At 69.8% G+C, this 16,951-nt stretch carries 12 protein-coding genes and 1 tRNA gene; 3 read left to right on the top strand and 10 right to left on the bottom strand.

Annotated elements, in window-relative coordinates:
• The 8 genes from P8934_RS14985 to P8934_RS14950 form a co-directional block, all read right to left on the bottom strand.
• Positions 1–1,947 carry an aconitate hydratase gene (locus P8934_RS14985; RefSeq protein WP_278031750.1) on the bottom strand — a complete coding sequence of 649 codons (1,947 nt, stop codon included), beginning with the start codon at positions 1,945–1,947 and terminating at the stop codon, positions 1–3.
• On the bottom strand, positions 1,940–2,461 hold the full coding sequence (locus tag P8934_RS14980; protein ID WP_278031749.1) for a TRAP transporter small permease: 522 nt from the start codon (positions 2,459–2,461) through the stop codon (positions 1,940–1,942). The genes P8934_RS14985 and P8934_RS14980 overlap by 8 nt, the downstream gene beginning before the upstream one ends.
• 11 nt (positions 2,462–2,472) lie before the next feature.
• Entirely contained in the window at positions 2,473–3,519 is a 1,047-nt protein-coding gene (gene dctP / locus P8934_RS14975; RefSeq protein ID WP_278031748.1) for a TRAP transporter substrate-binding protein DctP, read from the bottom strand.
• A gap of 110 nt (positions 3,520–3,629) precedes the next feature.
• On the bottom strand, positions 3,630–4,919 hold the full coding sequence (locus P8934_RS14970) for a TRAP transporter large permease (RefSeq protein WP_278031747.1): 1,290 nt from the start codon (positions 4,917–4,919) through the stop codon (positions 3,630–3,632).
• 12 nt (positions 4,920–4,931) lie between these two features.
• A complete protein-coding gene (locus P8934_RS14965; RefSeq protein ID WP_278031746.1) occupies positions 4,932–6,149 on the bottom strand; it encodes a CoA transferase in 1,218 nt (405 codons plus the stop codon).
• Between the two features lie 24 nt (positions 6,150–6,173).
• Complete coding sequence (locus P8934_RS14960; protein ID WP_278031745.1) at positions 6,174–6,893, bottom strand: GntR family transcriptional regulator; 720 nt, start codon at positions 6,891–6,893, stop codon at positions 6,174–6,176.
• A gap of 235 nt (positions 6,894–7,128) precedes the next feature.
• A tRNA-Thr gene (locus P8934_RS14955) sits at positions 7,129–7,204 on the bottom strand.
• A 41-nt stretch (positions 7,205–7,245) separates the two neighbouring features.
• Complete coding sequence (locus tag P8934_RS14950; protein WP_278031744.1) at positions 7,246–8,061, bottom strand: acyl-CoA thioesterase II; 816 nt, start codon at positions 8,059–8,061, stop codon at positions 7,246–7,248.
• A gap of 84 nt (positions 8,062–8,145) precedes the next feature.
• Here P8934_RS14950 and tadA point away from each other — a divergent pair, with 84 nt between their 5' ends.
• Entirely contained in the window at positions 8,146–8,631 is a 486-nt protein-coding gene (gene tadA, locus P8934_RS14945) for a tRNA adenosine(34) deaminase TadA (RefSeq protein WP_278034048.1), read from the top strand.
• Here tadA and mltF read toward each other — a convergent pair whose 3' ends face one another.
• Positions 8,632–10,095, bottom strand: coding sequence for a membrane-bound lytic murein transglycosylase MltF (mltF, locus tag P8934_RS14940; protein ID WP_278031743.1), 1,464 nt, complete (start codon positions 10,093–10,095; stop codon positions 8,632–8,634).
• Between the two features lie 158 nt (positions 10,096–10,253).
• Here mltF and purL point away from each other — a divergent pair, with 158 nt between their 5' ends.
• A complete protein-coding gene (gene purL / locus P8934_RS14935) occupies positions 10,254–14,207 on the top strand; it encodes a phosphoribosylformylglycinamidine synthase (protein ID WP_278031742.1) in 3,954 nt (1,317 codons plus the stop codon).
• A gap of 93 nt (positions 14,208–14,300) precedes the next feature.
• On the opposite strand, the gene P8934_RS14930 is transcribed toward purL, so the two are convergent.
• A complete protein-coding gene (locus P8934_RS14930) occupies positions 14,301–14,654 on the bottom strand; it encodes a hypothetical protein (RefSeq protein WP_278031741.1) in 354 nt (117 codons plus the stop codon).
• Between the two features lie 408 nt (positions 14,655–15,062).
• Here P8934_RS14930 and P8934_RS14925 point away from each other — a divergent pair, with 408 nt between their 5' ends.
• Positions 15,063–16,868: a DEAD/DEAH box helicase gene (locus P8934_RS14925; protein ID WP_278031740.1), complete on the top strand. Its 1,806-nt coding sequence runs from the start codon at positions 15,063–15,065 to the stop codon at positions 16,866–16,868.
• Positions 16,869–16,951: the final 83 nt, after the last annotated feature.

The following is a 16,951-nucleotide window of genomic DNA, read 5'->3' as shown; positions in this document are numbered from 1 at the left end:
TCATGGTGGAGAGGAGAGGTAGTTGATCACCCCGCCGGCGGCGAGGATCGCCTGCTGGCGGGGGCTGAGCTCATGGACCAGGGCCAGGGGGCTGCCGTCGTCCAGGGTCGCGGTGACCGCGCGGCCGGCGGCGAGCTGCTCGCGCCAGCCCTCGATACGCACCCGGGTGCCCCGGGTCAGCCGCGCCCGGTCGGCCGGGTCGGCCAGGGTCAGCGGCAGCACGCCGAAGCAGGGCAGGTTCTGCCAGTGGATACGGGCGATGCTCTCGGCGATCACCAGCTGCAGGCCCAGCAGGCCCAGCAGGCGCGGCACCAGGGCGGCATTCTCGCGGCTCGAGCCCTGGCCATAGTTGGCGCCGCCGACGATGGCGTGGCCGGCGTCGCCCTGCTCGCGGGCGCGGCTGACGTAGTCGGGGTCGAGGGCCTCGAAGAGGTGCTCCGCCGAGGCGTGGACATTGCTCCATAGCGGCAGTACCCGTGCGCCGGCGGGCATGATGTCGTCGGTGGAGACGTTGTCGCCCACCGCCAGCAGCACTGGCAGCTCCAGGGTCTCCGGCAGCGGCGCGATCAACGGCAGTGGCGGGGTGTTGTCGGTGGCCAGCAGCTCGACGCCGCGGGCCTGGTCGGCGGGCAAGGGCGGCAGGAACCAGGCATCGTCGAGGGCCATGTCGGCGGGCTCGCGAGGCCGCGGGCAGGGCATGTCGAGGGTGCGCGGGTCGGTGATCACGCCCCTGAGCGCCGAGGCGGCGGCGGTCTCGGGGCTGCACAGGAAGACGCTGTCCTCGCGGGTGCCGGAGCGCCCGGGGAAGTTGCGCGGCACGGTGCGCAGGCTGTTGCGACCCGCCGCCGGGGCCTGGCCCATGCCGATGCAGCCGTTGCAGCCGGGCTGGTGCAGGCGGGCCCCGGCGGCGACCAGGGCGCCCAGGTGGCCCTCGTCGATCAGCGCGGCGAGGATCCGCCGGGTCGAGGGATTGACGTCCAGGGAGACGTTGCCGGCCACGTTCCTGCCCTTGACGATCTCGGCGACTACCGCGATGTCGCGATAGCCGGGATTGCCCGAGGAGCCGATATAGGCCTGGTAGAGTGGTTGCCCCGCGACCTCGGCCACCGCCACCACCCGGTCGGGGCTGGAGGGCAGGGCGATCAATGGCTCGAGACGCGAGAGGTCGAGGCGCTCGGTGCGATCGAAGCGACAGCCCGGGTCGGCGGCGAGCGATATCCAGTCGGCCTCGCGGCCCCGCGAGCGCAGGAAGTCGCGCGTCACCTCATCGCTGGGGAAGACGCTCGCCGTGGCACCCATCTCGGTGCCCATGTTGGCCAGCACGTGGCGGTCCATGGCGTCGAGCGTGGCCAGGCCCGGGCCGTGATACTCGAGGATGCAGTTCTTCGCCCCGGCGACCCCGTGGCGGCGCAGCAGTTCGAGGATCACGTCCTTGGCACTCACCCACTCGGGCAGCTTGCCCTCGAGGTAGACGCCGATGATCTCCGGCATCGGCAGGTAGAGCGGCTGGCCGGCCATGGCCATGGCCACCTCGATGCCGCCGGCACCGATGGCCAGCATGCCCAGCGCCCCGGCCGCGGTGGTGTGGCTGTCGCAGCCCACCAGGCTATGGCCGGGCACGCCGAAGCGCTCCATGTGCACCGGGTGGCTGATGCCGTTGCCCGGGCCGCTGTACCAGACCCCCAGGCGCTCGCAGGCGCTCTTCAGGAAGAGGTGGGAATCGGCGTTGATGTTGTCCTGCTGGATCAGGGTGTGGTCGATGTACTGCACGCTGGGCGAGGTGTGCACCCGCTCGAGGCCCATGGCGTCGAGCTCGAGCATCACCAGGGTGCCGAGGATGTCCTGCAGCAGGGCCTGGTCCATGCGCAGGGCGATCTCGCGGCCGGGCACCATCTCGCCGCCCACCAGGTGGTCGCGGATCAGCTTGTGGCTCAGGGTGTCAGCCATCGGAGGTCACCTCCTCGTCGTGGCCATGGCGCAGGCGCAACAGGGCGCAGCCGGCATCGATCAGGAACTGCAGGCCCAGGGCGGCGAAACCGATGGGCAGCAGCGCATAGGGATAGACCATGGGGGTGCCCAGCGAGCTGGAGACCCGTTCGCCGTACTCCAGCGCCTGCAGGGCCATGATGCCGCCGCGCCACACCAGGATGGTGCAGAAGGCGACTCCCAGCAGCCCGGTGGCCAGGTCGATGGCACCGCGCAGCCGCCACGGCAGCTTGTCCTTGAAGTAGGTGATGCGGATATGGGCGTCGTGGCGCTGCGCCTCGGCGGCGCCGATCACGGCCAGATAGACCAGCAGGAAGGAGTTGATCTCCAGACTCCAGCTGGTCGGGGCCGTGAAGACGTAGCGCATGATGGCGTCGTAGCAGATCGACGCCATCATGAACACCAGCACCGCCATTGACGTCCAGCGCAGGACGGCCAGCAGGCCGTCCCAGCCGCGCAGGGCAGTCATCGTCATGGCACTCTCCCTCAGGCCTCGCCCAGGGCCAGCGCGATGGCGCGACTGCCGACCTCCTCGCCGACCTCGCCCTTCCAGTGGTCCCAGACATCCTGGACGCCGGCATTGAAGGTCTCGAGGTCCTCCTCGGTGGGCTCGACGATCTCGACACCCGCTTGCTCGACCTGGGGCCAGTACTCGTTGGGGTAGATGTCGTTGTTGCAGTGCTCGATGAAGTTGGCGTCGTACCAGTCGGCGGCCTTCTGCAACACGGCACGGACGTCGTCGTCGAGGTTGTCCCAGGTGTCGCGCAGCATGAAGGGCGCCACCGAGAAGCCGGTGATCGGCAGCTTGTAGCAGACCTTGAGCTGCTCCTGGAGGCTGCGGCCGATGACCGTCGAGATGTTGAAGACCCCCGCGTCCACGGTGCCCCGCTGCAGGGCCATGTAGGTCTCGGAGGAGGGAATGCGGGTCGCCCCCACGTTGTAGGGCTCGAAGGCCTGGGTGGCCTCGAAGCCGACGATGCGCACCTTCTTGCCGCGCACCTCGTCGAGGCGGCGGATCGGGCTCGCCTCGGTGCTCCACAGGTATTCCGGCTCGAGGATGCCGCCCCCGGAGGTGAGCATGTAGAGGTTGTCCTCGGCCAGCACCTCGTTGATCAGCTCCATCAGCGGGCTGCCCTGGCGCAGGCGCTCCGGGTGGCGGTAGAGCTCCCCGACCACCCCGGGGAGGCCGGTGACGCCAAGGATCGGGATCGACCGGGTGACGTAGGAGAAGGTATGGAACATGAAGTCGATGCTGCGAGCGCGCAGCGCCGGCAGCTGCTCGTCCACCTTGAGCAGTTGGCCGGAGTCGTAGAAGTCCACCGAGAGGGCGTCGCCGCCGTTCTCCTTGAGCATCTCCACGAAGCGGTTGGAGCCGTAGGTCAGCGCCTTGTAGGAGTCGGGCAGGTAGGTGACGCCGGTGAGGGTGGTGGCGGCGTGGCTGCGGGGCGCTAGCAGGCTCTGGGTGCCGAATAGGGTGGCGCCGGCGGTGGCGAAGGTGCCGTACTTCAGGACTTGGCGACGGGACAGAGTCATGGTGAGTCTCCTGCTTGTTGTTGTGATGGACCGTTGTGATGGGCCGTTGTGATGGACCGTTGCGACGGTCGGTTATGACGATTCACGTCACTGACGTTGAAACACCGGGGCTACATGAGTCCCGGCAACCACAGGCTGATGCCGGGGAAGAACACGAACAGCATCAGCACGAGGAACTGAACGGCGACGAAGGGCAGGGCGCTCTTGATGATCTCCTCCACCGAGAGTTCAGGGCAGACCCCGCGCAGTGCATAGAGGTTGAGCCCCACCGGCGGGGTGACCACGGCGATCTCCAGGTTGAGCACCATGACGATGCCGAACCACAGCGGGTCATAGCCCAGCGCGGTGATCAGTGGCAGCAGCACCGGGGTGGTCACCACGATCAGCGACACGGCGTCGACGATCATGCCGAGCAGGATCAGCAGCAGCATCACCGCCACCAGGATCGCCCAGGCGGGCAGGCCGGTGGCGGTGAGGGCCTCGGTGAGCAGCTGCGGGACCCGCACCATGTTGAGGTAGTCGCCGAAGATCTTGGCGCAGCCGATGATCAGCAGGATGGCGCCGCTGATCCGGGCGGTGGTGGCGAGTATCGACAGGAACTTCTTCCAGCTGAGGCTGCGAAACACCACCGTGGCGATCAGGAAGGCCCCGGCAGCGCCGATGCCGGCCGCCTCGCTGGGGGTGGCCAGGCCCGAGTAGATCGAGCCCAGTACGGCCACCACCAGCAGGGCGGCGTGCCAGATATTGGCGAGGCTCTGGAAGCGCTGCTTCCAGGTGAAGCGCTCGTCGCTTGCCGGTGCCTCGGCCGGGTTGAGGCGCACGCGGAGGTAGATGAACAGCGACAGCGCCAGGGCCAGCACGATGCCGGGCACGATGCCGCCGATGAAGAGGTCGGCCACCGAGACGCTGGAGACCGCCCCGTAGATGATGAAGGGCACGCTGGGCGGGATCAGCATGGCGAGTGCCCCGGCGCTGACCACGGCACCGGCGGCCAGCGAGCGGCTGTAGCCGCGCGCCAGCATCTGCGGCACGGCGATGGAGCCCACCGCGGCGACGCCGGCGAGGCTCACCCCCGAGACGGCCCCGAACATCGCCGACGCCCCCACCGAGGAGATCGCCAGGCTGCCACGCAGCCAGTTGAGCCAGCGCACCGCGGCGGTGAACAGGCTCGAGCCCACCGGCGTGGCGCCCAGGAAGTTGCCCATCAGGATGAACAGCGGGAGGGCGATCAGCTCGAAGGCGTTGAGCTGGCCGAACAGCGACGAGGGCGCGAAGAAGAAGGCCAGCGAGCCGCGGGCCATGTAGAGGCCGACCAGGCCGGAGAGGCCGAGGGCCAGGAAGATCGGGAAGCCGATGGTGATCAGCACGACCAGCACGACCAGCACGATGATGGGATCCATGGGCTGTCGTCCTCAGATCACGCCGTCGGCGCGCAGGGCGTCGAGGGCCTCGGGGGCCAGACCCAGCCAGCCGGTGAGCACCTGCTCGGTATGCTCACCCAGTGCCGGCCCCACCTCGCGGACGCGTCCCGGCGTGTCGGAGAGCCGCGGGAAGACGTTCTGCATGGGGAGCGGCTGGCCGTGGCGATCGGGCACCTCGACGATCGACTCCCGGGCCTGGAAGTGCGGGTCATCGAGCATGTCAGGCGCACGGTAGACGAGCCCCGCCGGGACGCCGGCCTCGGCCAGGATGTCGACCACCTGCTGGGCATCGTGCTCGCGCGTCCAGGCGGCGACCAGATCGTCGATGGCCGCCTGATGCTCGCCGCGGGCGCGGTGGGTGGCGTAGTCGGGGTGGTCGGCGAGGCCCGGTTGGCCCATCGCCTCGCAGAGCCGGCGGAACACCGTGTCCTGGTTGGCGCCGATGATCACGTCGCGGCCGTCGCGGGCCGGATAGGCGTTAGAGGGGGCGATCTTGGGCAGGAAGCTGCCGCTGCGCTCGCGCACCTTGCCGGCGCGGGCGTACTCGGGGACCAGGCTCTCCATCATCGCCAGCACCGACTCGAAGATGCTGCTGTCGACCACCTGGCCGCGGCCACTGCGGTCGCGCTGGTGCAGCGCCATCATGGTGCCGAGTGCCGCATGCAGGCCGGCCAGGGTATCGCCCAGCGAGATGCCCACGCGCACCGGCGGGCGGTCCGGGTAGCCGCTCAGGTGGCGCAGGCCCCCCATGGCCTCGCACACTGAGGCGAAGCCGGCCCGTGAGGCGTAGGGGCCCTCCTGGCCGAAGCCGGTGACGCGCACCATCACCAGGCGCGGGTTGTGGCGGGAAAGCGCCTCGTACCCCAGCCCCCAGCGCTCCATGGTGCCGGGGCGGAAGTTCTCGATGATGACGTCGGCCTGGCTGGCCAGCTCGCGCAGCAGCTCCTGGCCGCGGGGCTGTCGCAGGTCCAGGGTCAGCGACTGCTTGTTGCGGCCGATGACGTTCCACCACAGCGGTTCGCCGGTGTCGCGGTCGGCCTCCCCCCACTGGCGCATGGCGTCGCCCTTGCCGGGCGGCTCGACCTTGATCACCTGGGCGCCGAAGTCGGCCAGTACCTGGCCACAGTAGGGTCCGGCAATCAGCTGGCCCAGCTCGAGGACCTTGATGTCGCTGAGGGGCGTCGGGGAGTGGGTATCGTGCGGCGTCATTGTTGTTGTGGTGCCTCTTGGGTGTCAGTGGGAGGAGGTCCCCGGCGGGGCGCCGTCGGGGACGTCGGTTGACCGGACATGCAGGGCCTGGGCGGCCAGCAGATGGGCGCGCATCACGTGCTCGGCCCACTCGGGGCTGCCGGCGACGATGGCCTCGAGGATCTCGCGGTGATGGCGCATGCTGCGGCGCAGGTTGGTGAGGTCGTAGTTGCCGAAGTTGCGACGGATCACCGAGGTGCGCACCACGCTCTCCAGCACGCTGGCCAGGCGCTGGTTGTCGCTGGCCAGCACCAGCTCGCGGTGAAACTCGTGGTTGAGGAAGGCGATCTCGTTGCGCACGCTGGGGTCGGTCTCGACGCGCTCGGTCAGGGCCTCCATGCGCTCGGCCAGTGCCTCCAGGTGCTCCAGCCGTGCCCGGTCCAGGCGCTCGCTGGCCAGCCTCACCGCCATGGGTTCCAGCACCAGGCGCAGCTCGAAGACCTCGCGGGCGTCCTTGTCCGTCCAGGCGACCACCCGGGCGCCATGGTGGGGGATCGCCTCGAGCCAGCCCTCTGAGACCAGCTCGCGCAGCGCCTCGCGCACCGGCGTGCGGCTCACCGCGAGCTCGCGGGCGACGCTTGCCTCGCGGATGTAGTCGTGGGGCCGGTAGCTGCCGTCGAGAATGCGCTGCTTGATCGCCTCGTGGACCTGGGCGGTGGCCGTTCTGGCGACGGGGGCGGCATCGAGGTGTCGGGGTGTGCTCACGGCGGATGTCCTGGATTGCATGCAATCTGCAAGATAGGAGAGAAACGGGACGCCGTATCACTAGACTTTAGGCTAGAATTGCATGCAACTGGAGGGGCGAGACCTGACCTGGCGCTGAGAGTGGAGAAGGCAGGGCGGCGCTCCGATGGGCGCTGCCTGCTTGCCGCCTGAACCGCCCCAAACGAGAAACGGCCACTGCCTCGATGAGCCAAGTGACCGTTTCTTCAGGAATTTCTGGTGCCGCAAAGAGGACTCGAACCTCCGACCTACGCATTACGAGTGCGTTGCTCTACCAGCTGAGCTATTGCGGCGCAGGGGCATGGTAGCGCCGCTTAGGGCCCGATGCCAGGCGTCAGCGGCGCAGCCGGGTCAGCCCCTCCTGGGCGCTGGAGGCGACCAGCCGGCCCTGGCGGTCGTAGATGCTGCCGCGGGCGAAGCCTCGTGCGCCGCCGGCCCAGGGGCTGTCCATGTCGTAGAGCAGCCAGTCGTCGACCCTGACGTCATGGTGGAACCAGAGGGCGTGGTCGAGGCTGGCGATCTGCAGCTGCGGGTCGCGGAAATCGATGCCGTGGGGCACCAGGGCGGTGGTCAGCAGATTGAAGTCGGAGCTGTAGGCGAGCAGGCTGCGATGCAGCGCCTGGTCATCGGGCAGCTCGCCGACCAGCCGGAACCAGAGGCGCTTGCGTGCCGGTCGGCCCGCCTCGGCCTCGTCGCCCAGGTGCAGGAATTCGATGGGGTGGCCGGGGAAGCGCTCGAGTCGGGCATCGCTGTCCGCCAGCGTCTCGGGCGGGGCGACCTCGGGCATGGCGGGCTGGTGGGCGATGCTCTGCTCCTCGCCGTGGAAGGAGGCGCTGCAGAAGAAGATCGGCCGTCCCTTCTGGATGGCGGTGACCCGGCGGGTGGTGAAGCTGCCGCCGTCGCGCACCGCATCGACCTGGTAGACCACCGGGCGATGCGGGTCCCCCGGGCGCAGGAAGTAGCCATGCAGGGAGTGGGTATGTCGCGCCGGATCGACGGTCTGGCTGGCCGCCGAGAGCGCCTGCCCCAGCACCTGCCCGCCGAACAGCTGGGGCAGGCCCAGGTCCTGGCTGCGGCCGCGGAACAGGTTCTCCTCCAGGGCCTCCAGGCCGAGCAGGTCCACCAGGGCGTTCAGGGCATCGGGCTTCATCGGTCTCCTCCGGGGCGATGGCGTGCCGGCCATCGGTATCATACGATCGTCTGAATGCCATCCAGTCTACGGGAGTTCACGACAGTGCGCAGCGACGAGTTCTACATGCACCGGGCGCTGGACGAGGCCCGGCGGGGACTGTCCGCCGGCGAGGTGCCGGTGGGCGCCGTGGTGGTGGACGCCGCGGGCGAGATCGTCGGCGCCGGCTTCAACGCCCCGGTGGGGGCGCACGACCCCAGCGCCCATGCCGAGATCCGGGCCCTGCGCGATGCCGGCGAGCGGCTCGGCAACTACCGGCTGGACGGCTGTACCCTCTACGTGACCCTGGAGCCCTGCCTGATGTGTACCGGGGCGATCATCCACGCCCGCCTGGCGAGGCTGGTCTATGGCGCCGCCGAGCCGCGCAGCGGCATGGCGGAGTCGAAGGCCAACCTCTTCGCCCAGCCCTGGTATAACCACCGGGTCTCGGTGGAGGGCGGGGTGCTGGCTGGCCGCGCCGCCCGCCTGCTGCGGGACTTCTTCGCTGCGCGACGCGACGCCACCGGGCACGAGGCAGGCGGGGAGCGCTGACTAGAGGACGGGCGGCACCTGCTCGAACAGCGCGCTCTCCTCCTCGTCGGGCAGGCGCGCATTGAGTTCGTGAAACTGCTCCTGGCTGCGGTCCAGGTAGGCCAGGATCTCGTAGTAGCGCCGGATGTTACGCACATAGATCACCGGTTCGCCGCCGCGGGCGTAGCCGTGGCGAGTCTGGCTGTGCCACTCGCGCTCTTGGAGCAGCGGCAGCGACTCGCGCACGTCGCGCCACAGGTCCGGGTCGCCGCCGCGCTGCTCGGTGATCCTGCGGGCATCGTAGAGATGGCCGAGGCCGACATTGTAGGAGGCCATGGCCATGAACAGGCGGTCGTCGCCAGTGATCGACTCCGGCAGCCGCTCGATCAGCTGGCGCAGGTAGCGGGCCCCGCCATGGATGCTCTGGGCCGGGTCGAGCCGGTTGTCGACGCCGAGATCGCCGGCGGTGGCGTTGGTCAGCATCATCAGCCCGCGCACGCCGGTGGGGGAGGTGGCCCTGGGCTTCCAGTGAGACTCCTGGTAACCCAGCGCGGCCAGCAGCTTCCAGTCGAAGCGGGTGTTGCGGGCGGCCTCGCGGAACAGCGCGGTGTAGCGGGGCAGGCGCTCCCGGGCATGGGCGATGAAGGTTCGGGCGCCCACGTACTCCAGGTAGTCGTCGTGGCCGAAATAGCTGGCCACCAGGGCGTCGAGCTCGCCGTCGCGGCGCAGCTCGTCGAGGAAGTGGTTGGCGGCGTCGACCAGGCCCAGCCCCCGTCCGGCGGGGAAGGCCCAGGCCAGGGAGAGCGGCTTGCCGAGGGGAAAGCCATCCTCGACCTCGGGGAAGAACAGCCGGTTGAGGCGGAACTGGTGCTCGAAGACCACCGCGGCATCCAGGGTGCCCTGGGCCACCTGGCCAAGCAGCTCGGCCACTTCCAGCTCGCCGGACTCCTTCCAGCTCAGCCCGGGGTGCTCGGCCTGCAGCTCGCGCAGCACCCGGTCGGTGCCGGAGCCGCGCAGGGTGCCGATCTCCAGCCCCTCCAGCTCGGCGATCGTCTCCGGCGGGTGCAGGCCGCGGCGATAGACCAGCAGCGGCTGCAGGAGCATGATCGGCCGGCTGAAGAGCAGGCCGTCCAGCGTCGGGTCCAGGGGCAGGGCGGCGGCGCCCAGGTCGCCTTCCTCGCGCACCGCGTCGAGCACGCCCTGGATATGGTGGTCGGCGTCCAGGGTCAGGCTGACCCCCAGGTGGTCGGCGAAGCGCCGCATCAGCTCGTATTCGAAGCCGGTGGGGCCCTGGCGCCCTTCGTAGTAGGTGGTCGGGGTGTTGCGGGTATGCACGCTGAGGAAGTCGCGCGCCAGTACCTCCCCCAGGTGCGGGCCCTCGGGCGTGCCGGAACGCCCGGGCAGCAGCGCCAGCAGGAGGGCACTGCACAGGAGGGCGGCCCCGCGCCACTGGCGCCGGGCAGGGTCGGTCGGGAAAGCGGGCATGTGGGCGACGTGCGGCGATGAGACCCTCAACCTTAACCAGCCCGCGGGCGGCTGTCACCTACGCCGATTTCTCGCGCCCGGCGCTTTCCAGTATCATGTGCGCTCGTTGCCGCCGGCCGCGGCCCCGAATTCTCCCCCTGTTTCAGAGGCTCCAGGATATGCTCGAACTGCGAGGCGCGCCCGCCCTATCTGCTTTCCGTCATGCCAAGCTGCTGGACGCCCTGCGCGCATCCGTTCCCGAGGTCGAGTCCCTGCACGCCGACCATGTCCACTTCGTCGACCATGACGGCGACCTGGGGGACGACGAGCGGCGCCTGCTGGAGCAGCTGCTCGACTATGGCCCGGTGCGCGGGGAGGACGGCCGCGCCGAGGGCCAGCTCTTCATGGTGGTGCCGCGCATCGGCACCCAGTCGCCCTGGTCCTCCAAGGCCACCGACATCGCCCATAACTGCGGGCTGGACAGGGTGCGGCGCATCGAGCGCGGTGTGGCCTACCGGGTGAAGGTCGCCGGTGCCCTCTCCGAGGGTGCCTTCGAGCGGATCCGGGCCGCCCTGCACGACCGCATGACCGAGAGCGTGCTGGCCGATGCCTCCGACGCCGCCCGGCTCTTCGCCCACCACGCGCCGGCGCCGCTGGGCAGCGTCGATGTGCTCGAGGGGGGCCGCGAGGCGCTGGTCACCGCCAATGCCGAGCTGGGGCTGGCGCTGGCCGAGGACGAGATCGACTACCTGGTCGAGGCGTTCGGTGATCTGGGCCGCAACCCCACGGACGTCGAGCTGATGATGTTCGCCCAGGCCAACTCAGAGCACTGCCGTCACAAGATCTTCAACGCCGACTGGTTAGTGGACGGCGAGGCGCAGAGCCACTCGCTGTTCCGGATGATCAAGAATACCCACGAGTGCTCGCCCGGCGACATCCTCTCCGCCTACAGTGACAACGCCGCGGTGATCCGTGGCTCGGAGGCGCCGCGTTTCTTCCCGGTGCCGCTCTCCGGCAAGGACGGCGAGCGTGCCGTCTATGGCAGCACCCGGGAGCCGATCCAGATCCTGATGAAGGTGGAGACCCACAACCACCCGACGGCCATCGCGCCGCACCCCGGGGCGGCCACCGGCGCCGGCGGCGAGATCCGCGACGAGGGCGCCACCGGCATCGGCGGCAAGCCCAAGGCGGGCCTGACCGGCTTCACCGTCTCCAACCTGCGCATCCCCGAGTTCGTGCAGCCCTGGGAGGCCTTCGACTACGGCAAGCCCGAGCGCATCCAGTCGGCGCTCGAGATCATGCTCGAGGGTCCCATCGGCGGCGCCGCCTTCAACAACGAGTTCGGCCGCCCCAACCTCGCCGGCGTCTTCCGCACTTACGAGCAGGACGCCTTGGGACATGACGGCATCGAGCGCCGTGGCTACCACAAGCCGATCATGCTCGCCGGCGGCTACGGCAATATCCGTGACGGCCACGTCCAGAAGGGCGAGATCCCGGTGGGCGGCAAGCTGATCGTGATGGGCGGCCCGGCGATGCTGATCGGCCTGGGCGGCGGCGCGGCCTCCTCCATGGCCTCCGGGACCTCCAGCGCCGACCTGGACTTCGCCTCGGTGCAGCGCGGCAACCCCGAGATGGAGCGCCGCGCCCAGGAGGTGATCGACCGCTGCTGGGCGCTGGGCAGCGAGAACCCGATCCGCTTCATCCACGACGTGGGCGCCGGGGGCCTCTCCAATGCCCTGCCGGAACTGGTCAAGGATGGCGAGCGCGGTGGCCTGTTCGACCTGCGCGCCGTGCCCAACGCCGAGCCGGGCATGAGCCCGCTGGAGATCTGGTGCAACGAGGCCCAGGAGCGCTACGTGCTGGCGGTGGCGCCGGAGGACCTCGCCACCTTCGAGGCGCTGTGCGAGCGCGAGCGCTGCCCCTATGCGGTGGTGGGCGAGGCGACCGAGGCGCATCATCTGGCGGTGACCGACGGCCACTTCGAGAGCCAGCCGGTCGACCTGCCGATGAGCGTGCTGTTCGGCAAGCCGCCGAAGATGCAGCGCGAGTTCCAGCGCCGGGACAAGACGCTCTCCGGGGTGATGCTCGACAACCTCGACCTGCGCGAGGCCATGGACCGCGTGCTGCGCCTGCCCGCCGTGGCCTCCAAGAGCTTCCTGATCACCATTGGCGACCGCTCCATCACCGGCCAGGTGGCCCGCGACCAGATGGTCGGCCCTTGGCAAGTGCCGGTCGCCGACGTCGCCGTGACCACGGCGAGCTTCGACACCCATGCCGGCGAGGCCATGGCCATGGGCGAGCGGCCGCCGGTGGCGCTGATCGACCCCGCGGCCAGCGCCCGCCTGGCGGTGGCGGAGACCATCACCAACCTGGCCGCCGCGCCCATCGACACGCTCGGCGACATCAAGCTCTCCGCCAACTGGATGAGCGCGGCCGACCACCCGGGCGAGAACCAGGCGCTGTATGACGCCGTCCACGCGGTGGGCATGGAGCTCTGTCCGGCACTGGGCATCGCCATCCCGGTAGGCAAGGACTCCATGTCCATGCGTACCGCCTGGCAGGAGAGTGGCGCGGAAAACGGGCAGGTCGAGGAGAAGAGCGTCACCTCGCCGCTGTCGCTCTCCGTGACCGGCTTCGCGCCGGTCAGCGACGCCATGCGGACCCTGACCCCGCAGATCAACCTGGAGCAGGACGAGTCCGACCTGCTGCTGATCGACCTGGGGGGTGGCCGGAACCGCCTGGGCGGCTCGGCCCTGGCCCAGGTCTATGGTCAGGTGGGCAACGAGTGCCCGGACCTGGACGACCCCGAGGACCTCAAGGCGTTCTTCGCGGTGATCCAGGGGCTCAATGCCGAGGGCACCCTGCTGGCCTACCACGACCGCAGCGACGGCGGCCTGCTGGTGACCCTGCTGGAGATGGCCTTCGCCGCCCATGCGGGCCTCGAGATCAAGCTCGACTGGCTGATCGACGAGCCCGTCGACGCCTTCAACGCGCTCTTCGCCGAGGAGCTCGGGGCGGTGATCCAGGTGAACCGCCGGCACACCGAGGCGGTGCTGGCCCAGTTCGCCGCCGCCGGCATCGAGACCTGTGGCGTCATCGCCCGGCCGCGCTACGACGACCAGGTGCGGGTGACCCTCTTCGAGGAGCCGCTGCTGGAGACTACCCGGCTGCTGGCCGAGCGCACCTGGGCCGAGACCAGCTACCGCCTGCAGGCGCTGCGTGACAACGCCGACTGCGCCAAGAGCGAGTTCGATGGCCTGCTCGACGGTCGCGACCCGGGGCTCTCTGCCCAGCCGACCTTCGAGGTCGACGAGGACATCGCCGCCCCCTATGTCCAGGCACCCCAGCTCAACAAGACGCGCCCGGCGGTGGCCGTGCTGCGCGAGCAGGGCGTCAACGGCCAGCTGGAGATGGCCTGGGCCTTCGACCGGGCCGGCTTCGAGGCGGTGGACGTGCACATGAGCGACATCCTGGAAGGGCGGGTGTCGCTGGAGGCGTTCAAGGGCCTGGTGGCGTGCGGCGGCTTCTCCTATGGCGACGTGCTGGGCGCCGGCGGCGGCTGGGCCAAGTCGGTGCTCTTCAATCCCCGCGCCCGGGAGCAGTTCGCGGCCTTCTTCGAGCGCGACGACAGCTTCTCGCTGGGGGTGTGCAACGGCTGCCAGATGCTCGCCCAGCTCCGTGAGCTGATCCCCGGGGCCGAGGCCTGGCCGCGCTTCGTGCGCAACGAGTCCGAGCAGTTCGAGGCCAGGGTCTCCATGGTGCAGGTGGAGGAGAGCCCGTCGATCCTGCTGGCCGGCATGGAGGGCTCGCGCCTGCCCATCGCCGTGGCCCACGGCGAGGGCCGCGCCGAGTTCCGCGACAGTGCCCACCTGCGTGGCATCCAGGGCAGCGGACAGGTCGCCCTGCGCTTCCTGGACAACCATGGCCAGGTGACCACCCGCTACCCGGCCAACCCCAATGGATCGCCCTCCGGCATCACCGGCCTGACCACGCCCGACGGCCGGGTCACCATCATGATGCCGCACCCCGAGCGGGTGGTGCGCGCGGTGACCAACTCCTGGCGGCCCGCCGAGTGGACCCGCGACGGCGCCTGGATGCGCCTGTTCCGCAACGCGCGTGTCTGGCTGGGCTGATCCCGCGAGGCCCACGGCAGACGACACGGAAGGCGGCCCTCGGGCCGCCTTCCGTCATGTGGGGATCGTGTCAGGATCGTGTCGCGTTGCCGGTCAGGCGCGGCGGCGCTCTCCCGAAGCGGTGCCGCGATCGAGGCAGTGCTCGCTCAGGATGGCCAGCTCCGCCCGCTTCTGGCGGGCAATCGCCTCGAACTCGTGGCCCAGGGAGGAGGCCACGCCGAACTCGCCGAGCCGCACATAGAACTGCCGGGACACGGCGGCATCGGCCATGGCCTGGGACAGGGCGTCCCGCGCCATCATCAGGCTGTCGATCAGCCCCGGTGGTGACACGGCCCGCGCCGCCAGGCGCGTGTCCGCCTCGATGTGCGGTGCCTCCAGGCCGAGGCGACGTGCGGCCTGGGCGAGGCCCGACAGGCGCATCTCGCACTCGATGCCCAGCGTCGCCATCAGCCGGCTGGTGGCGCTGCTGAAGGCGAGGAAACGGAAGGCGAGGCCGCGGTAGCGCTCGAGTTCGTCGCGCTCATGGTCGCGGGCAAGGCCCAGGAGCTCCTCGGGCAGCAGGCGGGGGGGTGGCGCTTGTTGGAATTGTGTGCATGGCGCTCTCCTCTATCGGGAGTCTTGGAAAGGGCCATGCTCAAGCAGGTTAGCGACGTTCGACATGACCCGGATCAAGTTTCTGCCGGTCGCGCCCGCGAAGCGTCGATCTCATACGTGGCCTGTCGGCAATGTCGTCGGTTTCCTGACCGGCTGGTCGATGACCCGGGAGGCCGAAGGGCCATTACGCTTCGCTTGCCCCCTGACGAGCGCGCGACGCCTCGCTAAGATGGCGGCCCCGTTTGCCATCCCGGAACCTGCATGCCTGCCTCCGCCGCTCCCCCATCCCGCGCCGCGCCGCCCTCGCTGCGCCCCTACCAGCAGGAGGCGGTGCGGCGTGTCGTGGCGCATTTTCGCGGCTCCAGCGAGCCGGCGGTGGTGGTGCTGCCCACCGGCAGCGGAAAGTCACTGGTGATCGCGGAGCTGGCGCGCCTGGCCCGGGGGCGGGTGCTGGTGCTGGCCCATGTGCGCGAGCTGGTGGAACAGAACCACGCCAAGTACCTGGCCTACGGCCTCGAGGCCGATATCTTCAGCGCCGGCCTGGGGCGCAAGGAGGCCGGGCGCCAGGTGGTGTTCGGCTCGGTGCAGTCGGTGGTGCGCAACCTCGAGCGCTTCGCCGCGCCGGAGCATCCGCGCGGCCCCTTCACCCTGCTGGTGGTCGACGAGTGCCATCGGGTCTCGCCGGCCGAGGACTCCAGCTACCGCCAGGTGATCGATCGCCTGCGCGCGGCCAACCCGCGCCTCAAGATTCTCGGCCTCACGGCGACCCCCTATCGTCTCGGCCAGGGCTTCATCTACCACCGCCATCACCACGGCATGGTGCGCGGAGAGGCGGAGAGCTTCTTTCAGGACTGCGTCTTCGAACAGCCGCTGCGCCTGATGGTCAAGCAGGGCTACCTCGCCGAGCCGCGGCGCATCGATGCGGCGGTGGAGAGATATGATTTTTCGGCGCTCACGCCGGGGACGAGCGGCCTGTTCCGCGAGGAGGAGCTCAACCGGGTGGTGGCCGGCCATCGCGCCACGCCGGGCATCATCGCCGAGGTGGTGGAGCGTGCGCGGGAACGACAGGGGGTGATGCTCTTCGCGGCAAGCGTGGCCCATGCCGAGGAGATCCTCGGCTACCTGCCGGCGGGGGAGGCGGCGCTGGTCACCGGCGAGACGCCCTCCGTCGAGCGCGAGAGGCTCATCGGCGCCTTCAAGGCCCGCGAGCTCAAGTACCTGGTCAACGTGGCGGTGCTGACCACCGGCTTCGATGCGCCCCACGTGGACCTGATCGCCATCCTGCGCCCCACCGAGTCGGTGAGCCTCTACCAGCAGATCGTCGGCCGTGGCCTGCGACTCTCACCGGGCAAGCGCGACTGCCTGGTCCTCGACTATGCCGGCAACCCCTGGGACCTCTATGCCCCGGAGGTGGGCTCGCCCAGGTCCGCCTCCGACAGCGAGCCGGTGCAGGTCGAGTGCCCGGCCTGCGGCCATGCCAACCTCTTCTGGGGCAAGCGTGACGGCGAGCTGGTGATCGAGCACTTCGGGCGGCGCTGCCAGGGGCTGGTGGAGGAAGAGCGCGGCAAGCGCACGCAGTGCGACTTCCGTTTCCGTTTCAAGGTGTGCGGCGAATGCGGCGCCGAGAACGATATCGCCGCCCGGCGCTGTCACGGCTGCGAGACCCTGCTCGTGGACGCCGACGACAAGCTCAAGGAGGCGCTGCGCCTGCGCGATGCCCGAGTGCTGCGCGTGGCCGGCATGCAGCTCGAGGCCACGGTCAACGGCCGCGGCCTGCCGCGATTGAAGGTGACCTATCATGACGAAGACGGTGCCATGCTGTCGGAATGGTTCGCCCTGGAGACCCCGGCCCAGCGCGGCGCCTTCGCCGCGGCCTTCCTGCGCGAGCACCTGCGCGCCCCGGGCAGCCGCTGGTCGCCACGCACGCCGGACGAGGTGATCGCCGAACAGCGCCGCCTGCGCCACCCCGACTTCGTGGTGGGCCGCAAGGTGGGGCGCCATTGGCAGATACGCGAGAAGCTCTTCGACTACACCGGTCGCTATCGCAAGGCGGACAGCCTAGAGTAGCAAGCGGTGATCGCCGGCAGGCATCCATGGTCAAGGGGACCCGTACGGTAAAGCTTGGTAAAGTGGCACCGCGGGTAGGCAGG

It is taken from the genome of Halomonas sp. CKK8 (genome assembly GCF_029625235.1).
Taxonomy (GTDB): Bacteria; Pseudomonadota; Gammaproteobacteria; order Pseudomonadales; family Halomonadaceae; genus Halomonas; species Halomonas ventosae.
This window is presented reverse-complemented; position numbering and strand designations above follow the sequence as displayed.

Bases quoted from the DNA above. Each gene is read 5' to 3' on its own strand.
- P8934_RS14985 (WP_278031750.1), bottom strand. From the start codon at position 1,947: ATGGCTGACACCCTGAGCCACAAGCTGATCCGCGACCACCTGGTGGGC.
- P8934_RS14980 (WP_278031749.1), bottom strand. From the start codon at position 2,461: ATGACGATGACTGCCCTGCGCGGCTGGGACGGCCTGCTGGCCGTCCTG.
- dctP (WP_278031748.1), bottom strand. From the start codon at position 3,519: ATGACTCTGTCCCGTCGCCAAGTCCTGAAGTACGGCACCTTCGCCACC.
- P8934_RS14970 (WP_278031747.1), bottom strand. From the start codon at position 4,919: ATGGATCCCATCATCGTGCTGGTCGTGCTGGTCGTGCTGATCACCATC.
- P8934_RS14965 (WP_278031746.1), bottom strand. From the start codon at position 6,149: ATGACGCCGCACGATACCCACTCCCCGACGCCCCTCAGCGACATCAAG.
- P8934_RS14950 (WP_278031744.1), bottom strand. From the start codon at position 8,061: ATGAAGCCCGATGCCCTGAACGCCCTGGTGGACCTGCTCGGCCTGGAG.
- mltF (WP_278031743.1), bottom strand. From the start codon at position 10,095: ATGCCCGCTTTCCCGACCGACCCTGCCCGGCGCCAGTGGCGCGGGGCC.
- purL (WP_278031742.1), top strand. From the start codon at position 10,254: ATGCTCGAACTGCGAGGCGCGCCCGCCCTATCTGCTTTCCGTCATGCC.
- P8934_RS14930 (WP_278031741.1), bottom strand. From the start codon at position 14,654: ATGGCGACGCTGGGCATCGAGTGCGAGATGCGCCTGTCGGGCCTCGCC.
- P8934_RS14925 (WP_278031740.1), top strand. From the start codon at position 15,063: ATGCCTGCCTCCGCCGCTCCCCCATCCCGCGCCGCGCCGCCCTCGCTG.